We start from the raw sequence: 13,271 nt of genomic DNA on the forward strand, positions 1-13,271 counted from the left end.
TGCCATGATTATGACAAAGTCCATTGGGGGAAGAGCAAAAATTTCTTCTTATCCTGATGCACATAAAGAAGGCGCACCTGCATATAATGAAACCAAGAAGCGGGATGGAAGAGAAATCTTCCCTCCCCTTCCTCCTAGATAGGTGGAGTAGAAGAAGAAGGGCGGGCCCTCGGGTCTGTCCTTCTTCTTTTGTGCTACTTCTTCACCATGCGTGCAATGAAAAATCCGTCGCTCTCAAACTGATGAGGCAAAATACGTACCATCCCAGGTTGGATAAGGTTTTCTTCCACTTTTAGAACAGAAGGCAGTTTCTCCTCCAACTGTGCATCCAATGCGAAGGAGGGATGTTCCTTCAGGAACCGATCGACTTGCTCTTCATTTTCACGAGGCTCAAGCGTACATGTACTATAAACGAGCACACCACCTGGACGAAGGCGCTCGGCCGCTTGCTCTAACAGTTCTCTTTGCAAATGAACCAGCTCTTCAATCTCTCCATTCTTTTGCCACTTTAAGTCCGGCTTACGCCGAATGACACCTATTCCCGAACAAGGGGCATCCAGCAAAATAAAGTCAAATGGTTGGGGCAACCCCGATGGCAGTGAGCGTGCATCCGCTTGCCAAGCCTCAATGTTTTGCAAACCTAAGCGAGCAGCATTTCTTTTAATCAATCCTACTTTATGTTTGTATGGATCGGTTGCATAAAGGGTCCCTTCCCCTTTCATCTTCTCCGCAATATGTGTCGTCTTGCCTCCCGGAGCAGCACAGGCATCCCAGCCGACTTGCCCTGGAGTAGGAGCGAGAAGTTCTGAAACCAGCATGGAGCTGGGGTTTTGGATGGTACAATACCCTTCTTCAAACCAACGACTATATGCTGGATTGCCCCCTCCAGAAAAGGTTAAGCCCTGCTCGGAAAGAGGAGTGGGAGCAATCGTTGCTTCGGGATAGCTTTCTTGTAGCTGACGAAGTAGCTCATCGCGTTCCATTTTAAGTGTATTGACACGAATCCCTACTGCTGCGGGTCGGTTGTTGCTGGTGAGGATCTGCGCTGTCTTTTTGTCACCATATACCTTTTGCAAGCGCCGCACCAACCATTCTGGATGCGATGTGGCTATCGCCCAGTCCGCTACCGTCTGTGGATCGTCGAGACGGGTCGTATCTGGCTTTTTTCGTATGTACGCACGCAGTACGCCATTGACAAGGCCGGCAATCCCTTTGTGACCCCGCTTCTTCGCCAAGTTGACCGTCTCATTTACTGCTGCTCGATCCGGTATACGCTCCAGAAAGTGCAGCTGATACATCCCCATCCGTAAGAGTTGACGTACCCAGCCTTCTAGTGATGAAACTCCTTTTTTCACATAGTGATCAAGGAGCCAATCCAATGTATTCAGACGGCCAATCGTCCCATACACCAACTCGGTCGCCAGCCCACGGTCACGAGCAGACAAGCCTTCTTTTTGCAGTCGATCATTTAATAAAAGGTTACTATATGCGCCCTTTTCCTCTACCCCGACCAGCACATCGAGGGCAACTTCACGCGCACTCGTTACTTTCTTCATTTACTCATCCCCTAGCTTCTCACCTGACTCAATCTTGGACCCGCGGATAAACGACGCAATATCCATCCGTTTCCTGCCCGCTGGTTGGACTTCTTTTAATACAAGCACACCCGAACCGCACGCCACATGAACCCCTTCTTCTTCAACGTTGACGATCGTACCAGGAACTTCTCTTGACTTCTCCACGCTTGTGTTCACTTCTGCCCACCAAAGCTTCAATGGCTTTCCTTGCCATTGGGTAAAAGCTACTGGCCATGGATGGAGTCCTCGAATCTGATTGTAAATGGCATGCGCACTTTGCTGCCAGTTTACTTCTTCATCCTCGCGCCGAATATTAGGAGAGTAGGTAACCTCTTCTTCCGCCTGCGGGCGCGGTGTCAATTCTCCCGCCAATAAGGAGGGTAAAGTGGAGAGCAACAGTTTAGCTCCTACTTGACTCAAGCGATCATGAAGCGTCCCCACATGGTCTGTTCTCTCAATGGCAATCGCTTCTTGCGTCAAGATATCCCCTGCATCCAAGGCTTTCACCATATACATAATCGTAATGCCCGTTTCTTCTTCTCCGTTGATAAGTGCATGGTGAATAGGTGCTCCTCCACGATATTTGGGAAGCAACGAGGCATGAACATTGATGCATCCATACGTGGGAGACTCCAACAGCTTTCTCGGCAATAATTGGCCATAAGCCGCAGTCACCACCAGGTCAGGGCGATAAGCCAACACTTCCTCCACTGCCTCCGGATCACGTAGTTTCTCCGGTTGCAGAACATCTATTCCATGATGAAGCGCTTCCTCTTTGATAGGAGGAGGGGTCAGAACTCTTTTTCGCCCTTTGGGACGATCCGGTTGGGTAACGACCGCCACAACATCATACCCCGCTTCCACCAATGCGCGTAAGGAAGGCACCGCAAAAGTTGGGGTGCCCATAAAGACAATACGTGGTTTCCTACTCATCTTCTCCCTCCTCCGGTTTAAATACATGATCGGCAATGTCTAGGAAGAGTACGCCATTAAGGTGATCCACTTCGTGTTGAATAGCCCGCGCGAGGTACCCATCTGCTTGCAATTCAAAGGGCTTACCATATCGATCTTGTGCCTTAAGTGTCAAACGCTCTGCTCGACGAACCGTTCCCAAAAGACCCGGAATACTGAGGCACCCTTCTGGTGGCGAGAACTGCTCTCCTTCTAGATCGTATAGTTCTGGATTGACCGCTTCCATCAGCCCTTCCCCAATATCGACCACGATCACCCGCTTTAATATCGCAACTTGGGGAGCGGCTAGACCGACACCAGGGGCATCATACATCGTTTCTGCCATGTCGTCCATGAGTTTATGCAGCCGCTCATGAAATTTGGTTACCTCTCTCGATTTCTTCTTTAGTATGGGATCTGGATACTGTACAATACGACGGAGCGCCATCAGCGCATCCCTCCTTTACTTTAATGATGAAAATCGATACATACTCGTAATTGGGGGTCCTCCCACTCTTGTTGCATCATACGCAACTGTTCTCGTACCTGTTGCTCTACTTTTTCATCTCGTTCACACTTGATCATCACATTCATGCGGTACCGTTCTTTGATACGTGGAATAGGAGCTGGGACAGGACCCAGCACTTTGACATGAGTGGGTAGCTGATTGGAGATCGCTTGCACCGCTTGTTGCCCGACTTTAAGCACATGAAGTTGATCAGGATGACTAAATCGTAAGGTAAATAGTCCACAAAAAGGAGGATAAGCATGTGCTTTTCGGGCCAAGCATTCCGTTCGATAAAAAGCCTCCACTTCATACTGCGAAGCCATCTCGATACTATAGTGATCGGGTGTATAGGTCTGCACCACCACTTCTCCTGGTGCTTCATGGCGACCCGCGCGGCCACTAACTTGTGTCAACAATTGGTACGTTCGTTCCGCTGCCTGGTAGTCGGGTAAGCGAAGCAACGTGTCCGCAGCAATGACTCCAACCAAGGTAACGCGCGGGAAATCGAGACCTTTCGCAATCATCTGTGTCCCCAATAAGATATCTGCCTCACCCCGACCAAATTGTGTCAATAAGCGTTCATGTGACCCTTTGCGGCTGGTAGTATCCACATCCATACGTATGACACGCATCCCCGGAAAACGCTTCGCCAACTCTTGCTCTACCCGCTGTGTTCCGGTACCAAAGTAGCGAATGTGCTCACTCTCACACTGCGGACAAGAGGAGGGAACGCGCATCCCAAAACCACAATAATGGCAACGCAAGCTTTGATTGGTATGATGATAGGTAAGGGAGATATCGCACGCAGGACATTCCACCACTTCTCCGCAATCTCGGCACATCACAAAAGTGGAATAGCCACGCCTATTCAAAAACAAGACCGCTTGCTCTCCTCGCTCGATGCAAGCTTCTAGCTTCTTACTTAAGGGCTGACTAAACATGGAGCGGTTGCCCTCACGTAATTCCTCTCTCATGTCGACGACATGAACCGTCGGGAAAGGACGCCCGTGCACGCGCTCCTTAAGCTCTACCCATTCATACTTCCCCACCCGCGCATCATAGTAGGTTGGAACAGCGGGCGTTGCTGTTCCTAGCACCACGACGGCTCCATGTTCGCGCGCACGTATCCGCGCCACTTCACGCGCATGGTAACGTGGGCTTTCTTCTTGTTTGTAAGAGCTCTCATGTTCCTCATCAATAATAATAAGACCCAACTGTTGAAAAGGGGCGAAGATTGCGGAGCGGGCTCCAATCGCCACCTCGACCTCTCCTCCCCTGATCTTCCGCCACTCATCATATCTTTCTCCATTGGACAACCCACTGTGTAAAACAGCCACCCTTGAACCAAAGCGGCTTTTGAAGCGGCTAACCATTTGTGGCGTCAACGAAATTTCCGGTACCAACACGATTGCTTCGCGCCCTGCTTCCAACGCCGTCTCGATCGCTTGTAGGTAAATTTCCGTTTTTCCGCTTCCTGTAGCCCCTTGCAGGAGTATCGTATGTTCCGTGTTCCGCTTCAAAGGGCGAACAATCGCTTCATACGCTTGTTGTTGCTCCTCTGTTAGTGGAAGAGGCGTACTTCTTTTAAAGCTGCGCCCTTCATAAGGATCTCGTTTCTCTTCTCGTTCTTCTAGTAGCAACCATTCCTTCTTGACGAGGCTGGTGATAGTCGAACGACTCGCTGTCAGTTTTGTCATGAGCTCGGATAAGGGAATTTCCTGCTCCTCTTTTATAAAATACTCCAGCACTTCCCTTTGCTTTACAGCCTGTGCCGCCGTGCTCTCCCACACATCTCGCAGAACCTCTTTGGTGACCTGTGGCTTCACCCAGGTCACTTTTTTGCGCGTGATGCGATCGCCCACTTCCTCTGTCACAAGGAGCCACTGCTTCTGCGACCACTGTCGCAGCTGCGTACGTGTCACTCCTCTTTCTAGCACTTCTTTTTCACGCAAATCTCCCTTCTTCACAAGGAGAGTAAGTAATTGCTGGGCCGCTTCAGGAGCTACCTCCGTCCACAGTTCCCTGTCCTCCATCGCAGGATGAAGGCGAATCCAACGCTCATATTTTCCTTTTAGAACGGCGGGAACCATCGCATGCAAAGCGAGGATGGTGGGACAGATATAGACATCCGCCATCCATTGTGCAAGCCGTACCAGCTCGGGCGTAAGGGGAGGAATCACATCCATTACATCGGTGATCGGCTTTAGTTTTTTACGATCCACAGTCGAATGACTATTCACGCCTACTACGTACCCAAGCAACTGGCGCCGACCAAAAGGGACATGGACCCGGCTTCCCACTTGAACTTCTTGCTCAAGCTCTTCTGGTATCAGGTAGTCAAAGGGCCGATCCGTTTGCTTGGTTGGTACATCCACCATGACAGCAGCAATAAAGGACTCTTCGATCATAAAATCCGCTCACCGATCAGCTTAATCAAGGCGTGAGCCACTTGCTTTTTCTCCATTTTGGGAAAAGAAGCGACCTCACCGGTTTGATCATATATATTCACGGTATTATAATCCGACTCAAATCCAGAATCAGGAATGTTCACCTGATTGGCCACGATCAAGTCCATGTTTTTACGCGTCAGTTTGTCTATAGCAAAGTCAGCAACGTGATGCGTTTCCGCGGCGAAGCCAACAAAAAAAGGCTTCTGCTCTCGTTCTCCGATCAGCTTGGCAATGTCCGGCGTCCGCTCCATCTTCACCACGAGCTCGTCCTTTTGCTTTTTCATTTTTTGCTCATAGGTTTGTTGGGGACGGTAGTCCGCTACGGCTGCTGCTTTCACGACGATATCCACTTGTGGCAAGGTGGCGAAGACCGCCTCTTTCATTTCCTCAGCTGAGACGACATCTACTCGCTTTACGCCAATCGGCGTTTCTAATGCTGTTGGACCACTAATCAGGGTCACTTCTGCCCCTGCTTCTTGGGCAGCTTGCGCAATCGCATAACCCATCTTTCCGGAAGAGTGGTTGGTAAAGTAGCGTACAGGGTCCATCGATTCCCTCGTCGGTCCTGCCGTCACCAACAGATGTTTCCCTTTAAGCACTGGCTCTTGAAAGAATGTTTGGATGCGTTCAAAAATCTCCTCCGGCTCCACCATTCGCCCTTTGCCCACATAGCCACATGCTAATTGTCCTTCCGCTGGCTCAATAAAGTGCACGCCTAGCTCCAACACTTTTGCCCGATTCTCTTGTACGATCTCCTGGGCATACATATGGCCATTCATCGCAGGTGCAAGCAAAATGGGGGCACGGGTAGCCAACATCGTGGTGGAGAGCATATCATCTGCCATGCCATGTGCCATTTTGGCTAATAAATGGGCGGTTGTTGGAGCTACGACGACCAAATCCGCCTCATCTGCCAGATCAATATGGCTCACACCATCGGAGTTATGCTCATCAAAGATATCCGTATACACTTCATGATGAGACAAAGCTTGAAAGGTAAGCGGTGTCACAAATTGTGTTGCTGCGCGCGACATAATCACGTGCACGTCTGCTCCTGCTTGTGCTAATTTGCTTACCAGCGAAGCGGTTTTGAAAGCCGCGATGCCACCAGTGATTCCAACGATAATCTTTTTCCCCCGCATGTGACTTCCTTCCTCTCTATTAAGAAAAAATAACAACCTGCAGGTTGTTATTTTTTATCTGGATCTGTGTTGAGAACGGGATCAATCGCACCACTAGCCAACTCTTCGAGTGCAACCCCGACATATTTGTTAGAGTGAGGCGTCAACTTTGGTGTAGCCCCTTCCAACAATTTGCGTGCTCTCTTCGATGCTAAGGATACCAGGGTGTACTTGCTGTCTGCTTTGGTCATCAGTTCGTCAATCGACGGATACAACATCTTTTCATCCTCCTCATTTCTTACTAGCAAATAGTAAAAGAACGATTAAAAAGAGAGGGGCGCATCCTCTAACGTCGGACGCGGCATCTTTCTGCAATCATAATCGCCTCAATCTTTCTACAAGCATCGGCTACTTCATCGTTCACCACCGCGTAATCATACTCTTGGATGTGGTTCATCTCACCTCGCGCCGCTTCCAATCGATGCGTCAGCCCTTCTTCATCTTCCGTTCCACGTTCTTGAATGCGTTCTCGCAGGGTATCCAAAGAGGGTGGCATCAAAAAGAGAAAGACCGCCTCTGGAAATTTCTTTTTCACCTGCAACGCTCCTTGCACTTCAATCTCCAGTAACACATCTTTTCCCTGAGCCAGGCGCTCTTCAACAAACCGCCGTGGGGTTCCATAGTAGTTCCCAACATATTCTGCCCATTCCAAGACCTCATCATTGCGGATCATTTCTTCAAATTGATCCCGACTCTTAAAAAAGTAGTTCACCCCATCTTCTTCTCCTACACGCGGGGCACGAGTCGTTGCCGAAATGGAAATGGTCAGCTCCGGCAGATGTTCTCGTAATGCTGTACAAACCGTCCCCTTCCCTGCTCCTGAGGGGCCGGAAAGTACAAATAAAACGCCTTCCTTCTCTTGATGCAAAAACAACCAATCCTTTCCACCAAAACGATCTATCCCTATCATTCTCTCTATATAAGAAGATCCCTATGTTAGACCGTGGATTTTAACGCGCCTTTCCATTATAACCTCTTCACTCGATGTTTTGCACTTGTTCTCGCATTTTTTCCAGCAGACTCTTCGCTTCCACAACCTTGGCTCCCAGTTGAGCATCACTCGCCTTGGACCCGATCGTGTTCACTTCGCGGTTCATCTCCTGTAGTAAGAAATCGAGACGGCGCCCAACAGGGCTACTCATCTCTATGTTTTGCTTAAATTGACCGATGTGGCTATGAAGGCGTGTCAGCTCTTCACTAATATCTGCACGATCCACCCATAACGCCACCTCCGTCAGTAATCGTTCTGTGGGAACCTCCAGTTGCCCGAGCTCCTCCTGTATTCTCTTCTGCAAGCGCGCACGCAACTCCAATCCGACTTCCGGTACACGTCTTTCCATCGCTTCCACTTCATGTTCAAGTAGCGTCAGTTGCTTTTCCAGGTCTTGTTGGAGGGCCTTCCCTTCGCTCTTCCTCATATGTACCAGTGCGTCAGTAGCTTGCTGCACCGCTTCCAATAGCGGTCTTCGATGAAGGTCCAGATCCACCTGTTCCTCCTCCACGGTCCATACACCCGGGAGTTGCAACCACTCCGCAGGGGTGAGTTTTGCCGCTTCCATCTCCCCTTGCGGAAACAAGTGAAGCTGTTGTTGCAAGGATTGCACCACGTTCCATTCAATGACAGCCTTGCGCTTATGCCCTTGCTCTCCGTGCGTAGAGACGAAAACTTCCACCCGTCCACGCTGTAAGCGTTCCTTCAGATAAGCTTTCACTTTCTCTTCTAGTGCCAACCAGCCAGAGGGCAGGCGGACGGACAAATCCAAGTAACGATGGTTTACTGAACGCATTTCCACCACATAACTTCTGCCATCCTCGACCGATTCTCCACGTCCATATCCTGTCATACTTACAATTCGAGTATCCATGGCTTTATTTTAAAAGAAGCATCCCTTCCTGTCCACTATCCAGCTACCTCCCCTACTTACTCAGGTAAATTCATGCATGCGTAAAAGGAGACAACCTGCTAGAATAGAAGAGGCGCATTTTTTGCAAAACCGTTCATCTTTTGGTTTCTCATTATATAAGTTGAAGGATGTTAGAAACAATGAGTAAAAATACGTTAATTAAAGGCACATTAATCTTAAGCGCAGCTGCTTTTCTCTCTAAGATTCTCGGTACGATCTTTACCATTCCTCTTCAGAACCTGGCTGGAGATAAAGTGATGGGAATATACATGGAAGCTTTTCCTTACTATTCGATCTTATTGATGGTATCGATTGCTGGTATTCCGATCACCGTCTCTAAGTTTGTGTCAGAGAAACTTTCCTATGGAGATCAGCGCGGAGCGCAACATGTTTTGCGTACCGGACTGGTCATCTTATCGATGACGGGCCTCTTTGGCTTCTCCCTTCTCTACTTCGGTAGTGACTGGATTTCGTCCGTCATGATTGATAACCCCGAAACGAAGCAATCCATTCAGGTGTTGGCCTTTGCCCTCTTAATTGTCCCTGGTATGGCCGTTATTCGTGGATATTTTCAAGGTCATCAACAGATGATTCCCACGGCATTGTCGCAAGTCATCGAGCAGATATTACGTGTTTTTACTGCTCTTATCTTCATTTATTTACTGGTACGTGCAGGCAATACGCATGCAGAAGTGGCTGCGAGTGCCACTTTAGGGGCGGTAATCGGTGCCATCGGTGGGTTGATTGTCGTACTTCTTTATCTTGCACGAGATCGTAAGCAAAAAGCATTATCTCCTTCACTTCCACTAAACGAAGATACGATGCCCAGTCGGCGACAGTCAAAAGAATCCTTTTCATCCTTGGGAAAACGGATGATCCTATATGCCATCCCGATTTCACTAGGAACCTTGGTAATCCCCCTTATTCATCTCTTGGATACAACGACCATCCCCCGTTTCCTCGAAGGGGCCAACTATACCAAAGATCAGGCAACCATTCTGTTTGGAATCTATAGTCGGGGGAATCCTTACATCAATTTAATTGCTACTTTTTCATCTGCACTCGCTCTAGCCTTGATCCCAGCCATCTCGACACATATGACACGAAACGAATGGGATTCCATCCATCAAAAAACCAAACAAGCCTGGCTCATGACTGTCGTCGTCAGTCTCCCTGCGTGTACAGGTCTTATCCTACTGGCCCAGCCCATCAATGCCATGATGTATGCCCACTCAAACCAAGAAGGGATCACAGCGGAAGCTGCACTCTCTCAAGGAACATGGGTGCTCGCACTCTTTGGCGTCTCTGCCCTCTTTAGTACCCTGGCCGTTTCAAGTTCTGCTATCTTACAAGGAATGGGATACAATCGCTTGCCTGTTCGCCACCTTTTTATCGGTGCGCTGGTAAAGGTGTGTGGCAATATTATGCTCATCCCACTCTTCGGACTAAAAGGTGCCGCTTATGCGCTCATCAGCGCCTATCTCGTCATCTGCTTACTTAATGTTTGGATGGTAACCAAGAAGACGCACACCGCTTTTCCTTTCAAGTTGCTGGTTAAACCACTCCTCAGTACCGTTGTGATGGGTATTTTCTTGTACGGTTCATTGGTCGGCGCAGAATGGCTGTTTGCTATTGAAACCTTTGATCGACTGGCCTATGCATGGATTAGCATCGGATTAACCCTCCTAGGGGGTGGCGTCTACCTCATCTGTTTACTACGGTCGGGAGCGCTCGGAGAAAAAGAGCTCTTGATGTTACCGAAAGGGCAGAAGTTGGTACAAGTCTTTACACAGCTTCGGTTGCTGCGATTGCGCTAACCAAGTCAGAAAATCATGCCCCACTTTGGCCACAAGATGGGCTGGAAGTGGGGCATGATTTGTGAGCGCAACGAATTTCTGAAGGCCAATTGCAAGAAAAGAAGGTTTGTATAAGCTTCACGAACTTCCCTCTCCTCTTCCACCCCGCGCTCCTCTTGCCCCGCGTGGACCGCGCGGACCACGGGGACCTGGTGGACCCGTCGCTCCCCTTCTGCCTCGCTCTTGAGGAGAACCGATTTTTGCAACGATCGCATCGGTTCCACCTCCGATGACCGACTGAAAGACAGCAGGGGTGACAGGGAAGTCAGGAGAGTTGGTTTGCCCAATGATATACGCAGTACTTGTAGGTGCAGCCGCTACTCCTTTACCTATTGATAAAGCAAACCCTCCTAAGTAGGAAGAAAAGAGCAAGTTGGAACCCGTTAAACTGAGCTGTGACACAAAAATATCTGCTCCACCAATAAATTGTGGAGAAAATGCATTGGGGGTCGTTGGAAAATCAGTCGAGTTTGTTTCCCCTGTGACCCAAGCATTACCGAAAGGGTCGATTGTTAGCCCGTTGCCAAAATCGCCTCTACTTCCTCCCAAGAAAGTGGAAGTAACAAGCCCTCCCCCTTCTTCATTTACCTTCGTAATAAACGCATCCGAGCCCCCCTTCATGATTGTTTGAAAAGCCGTTCTTTTAATGGGAAAATCAGTAGAAAAGGTTGTCCCCGCAACAGTCGCCTCGCCATCGACGTCAACAAAAATCGCATTTCCTTCTTCTGTGGCATTCCCACCTAAATAGGTAGCATACACCAAGGAAGTGGCCGTCTGATTCAACTTAACGACAAGAGCATCTGAGATGCCTCGTAGGACCGTCTGAAAGGCTCCTGAAGTAACCGGAAAGTTGGCTGAAGTCGTCGTCCCCACCACATAAGCCGTTGCGCCCGCATCGATAGCAATCCCGTTGATGTCCGTACGCACCCCTATCCCTCCTCCACCCACATAAGTGGAGAAAACGAGCTCCCCTCCATCCGTGCTTACCTTTGTCACAAATCCCGCACGTTCTCCCTGGCGCACCGTCTGAAACACACCCGTGGTCACAGGAAAATTGAGTGATTCCGTCACCCCACCTACATACGCCTGGCCCGCTTGATCCACGGCAATCCCCAAACCTACATCTGGGTCCGCACCGCCGAGGTAAGTAGAATAGAGCACCGAAGAACCGGTCGCGTCCACTTTCGTAACAAAGGCATCCGTAGATCCCGCCAACTGTGTCTGAAAAACACCTGATGTCACAGGAAAATCCGTTGACCCTGTCACCCCCGTTACCAGCACTTCTCCTGTCGATTGAACAGCAATCGCATTTCCTTCATTCACCCCTATTCCACCCACATAAGTGGAATACAGAAGGGACGAGCCCGTCACATTCACTTTGGCAATAAACACATCACGCGACCCGACCCTCTCTGTCTGAAAGGCACCCGAGGTGACAGGAAAGTTAGCTGAGGCTGTCACTCCCGTCACATAAGCACTTCCTTCATCATCAACGACAATCCCGCGTCCATCCTCTGCATCCATTCCTCCTAAGAAGCTAGAGTATAAAAGAAGCATACGAATCCTCTCTTTCTTCACCCACGCATTTTCCAGCCTTCCTTGGATCTCCCCACGCTCCCTTCTAAAGCGTGTGGATCAAGCGATGTCCCTTTTTCTATAGCGTATGAGAGAAGAAAGAAAAGGTTCAGTCATAACAGAAGGAGCTTCCCCATGAGTCATAGAGAAACTCCTTCTTGGTGTTTGATTATAAGATGAGCATCGCATCGCCGAAGCTAAAGAAACGATATCGCTCACGGACCGCTTCCTGATAGGCCTCTATTACTTGCTCACGTGAAGCAAACGCACTAATGAGCATTAATAAGGTAGAGCGCGGCAAGTGAAAGTTGGTTACCATTCCCTCCACTGCTTGAAAGCGATAGCCAGGATACATGAAGATATCCGTCCACCCACTACACGCCTTTAGTTGCCCCTTTTGTTGCATGATGCTCTCCAACGTTCGCACAGAGGTGGTACCGACAGCGATCACTCTTCCACCAGCCGCTTTCGCCACACGAATCGTCTCAGCCGCTTCTTCTCCTAATTCATAATACTCCGCATGCATGGTATGTTGCTCCACTTGTTCAGCAGTCACTGGTCGAAAAGTGCCGAGTCCCACATGCAAAGTAAGCGGAGCAATATGCACACCCTTGTGCTCGATTTCTTTCAATAAGTGGGGTGTGAAGTGAAGGCCGGCTGTTGGTGCCGCAGCGGACCCCACTTGTTTGGCGTACACGGTTTGGTAGCGCTCCGACTCATCCAGTCGTTCCCGAATATAGGGGGGAAGAGGCATTTGACCGAGCTGTTCCAATAATTTTTCTAAATTATTCGCTTCATATTGCAGGCGAAAAGTCCAACCGCCAGCCATGTCTGCAGGTGCTTCCGCAATCGCACGCAATGCGCCTTCTCCAAATTGTATAACAGTCCCCTGTTTCACTCGTTTCGCTGGCTTCACTAACGCTTCCCAGCGATCTTCTCCCAATGGCTTCAAGAGAAGGAGCTCCATCTTGGCTCCCGTCTCCTCCTTACTTCCCAACAAGCGTGCCGGACGCACACGTGAGTCATTAAGTACCAGGACATCATTGGGCTGGAGGTAGTGAAGCAGATCGTGGAATTGCTTGTGTTCCAATTCTCCCGTCTGACGATGAAGGACCAGCATCCGTGAGCTAGCGCGGTCTTCTATCGGAGTCTGGGCAATCAGTTCTTCAGGAAGATGAAAATCAAATAAAGATACGTCCATTCTCTTCTCCAATCTATCAACCAATACGTTTTTGACACTTTCCTCGCCTAACAGCGGGGGATTCAAAG

The 13,271-nt window shown here is 49.4% G+C and carries 11 protein-coding genes; 1 reads left to right on the plus strand and 10 read right to left on the minus strand.

The window, feature by feature from the left end:
- Window positions 1–194 precede the first annotated feature (194 nt).
- The 8 genes from rsmB to AC6RGY_RS06930 form a co-directional block, all read right to left on the minus strand.
- On the minus strand, window positions 195–1,556 hold the full coding sequence (gene rsmB / locus AC6RGY_RS06895) for a 16S rRNA (cytosine(967)-C(5))-methyltransferase RsmB (RefSeq protein WP_499861026.1): 1,362 nt from the start codon (window positions 1,554–1,556) through the stop codon (window positions 195–197).
- A complete protein-coding gene (gene fmt / locus AC6RGY_RS06900; RefSeq protein ID WP_499861029.1) occupies window positions 1,557–2,510 on the minus strand; it encodes a methionyl-tRNA formyltransferase in 954 nt (317 codons plus the stop codon).
- A complete protein-coding gene (gene def / locus AC6RGY_RS06905; RefSeq protein WP_499861033.1) occupies window positions 2,503–2,976 on the minus strand; it encodes a peptide deformylase in 474 nt (157 codons plus the stop codon). Before def ends, fmt begins: the two co-directional genes overlap by 8 nt.
- Before the next feature lie 20 nt (window positions 2,977–2,996).
- Window positions 2,997–5,444, minus strand: a complete 2,448-nt coding sequence (priA, locus tag AC6RGY_RS06910; protein WP_499861037.1) for a primosomal protein N' — start codon at window positions 5,442–5,444, stop codon at window positions 2,997–2,999.
- On the minus strand, window positions 5,441–6,664 hold the full coding sequence (gene coaBC, locus AC6RGY_RS06915) for a bifunctional phosphopantothenoylcysteine decarboxylase/phosphopantothenate--cysteine ligase CoaBC (protein ID WP_499861039.1): 1,224 nt from the start codon (window positions 6,662–6,664) through the stop codon (window positions 5,441–5,443). Before coaBC ends, priA begins: the two co-directional genes overlap by 4 nt.
- Window positions 6,665–6,675: 11 nt before the next feature.
- Complete coding sequence (gene rpoZ / locus AC6RGY_RS06920; protein WP_499861041.1) at window positions 6,676–6,885, minus strand: DNA-directed RNA polymerase subunit omega; 210 nt, start codon at window positions 6,883–6,885, stop codon at window positions 6,676–6,678.
- A gap of 68 nt (window positions 6,886–6,953) precedes the next feature.
- On the minus strand, window positions 6,954–7,541 hold the full coding sequence (gene gmk / locus AC6RGY_RS06925) for a guanylate kinase (protein ID WP_499861044.1): 588 nt from the start codon (window positions 7,539–7,541) through the stop codon (window positions 6,954–6,956).
- A 103-nt stretch (window positions 7,542–7,644) separates the two neighbouring features.
- Window positions 7,645–8,532, minus strand: a complete 888-nt coding sequence (locus AC6RGY_RS06930; RefSeq protein WP_499861046.1) for a YicC/YloC family endoribonuclease — start codon at window positions 8,530–8,532, stop codon at window positions 7,645–7,647.
- Window positions 8,533–8,711: 179 nt separating this feature from the next.
- On the opposite strand from AC6RGY_RS06930, the gene AC6RGY_RS06935 reads away from it, so the two are divergent.
- Entirely contained in the window at window positions 8,712–10,388 is a 1,677-nt protein-coding gene (locus tag AC6RGY_RS06935) for a putative polysaccharide biosynthesis protein (protein ID WP_499861049.1), read from the plus strand.
- Between the two features lie 117 nt (window positions 10,389–10,505).
- Here the strand turns inward: AC6RGY_RS06935 and AC6RGY_RS06940 are convergent, their stop codons facing one another.
- Window positions 10,506–11,984, minus strand: a complete 1,479-nt coding sequence (locus tag AC6RGY_RS06940) for an SBBP repeat-containing protein (protein ID WP_499861052.1) — start codon at window positions 11,982–11,984, stop codon at window positions 10,506–10,508.
- A 187-nt stretch (window positions 11,985–12,171) separates the two neighbouring features.
- Window positions 12,172–13,203, minus strand: a complete 1,032-nt coding sequence (gene queA / locus AC6RGY_RS06945) for a tRNA preQ1(34) S-adenosylmethionine ribosyltransferase-isomerase QueA (RefSeq protein ID WP_499861055.1) — start codon at window positions 13,201–13,203, stop codon at window positions 12,172–12,174.
- Between the last annotated feature and the right edge of the window lie 68 nt (window positions 13,204–13,271).

The organism is Mechercharimyces mesophilus (assembly GCF_059818345.1).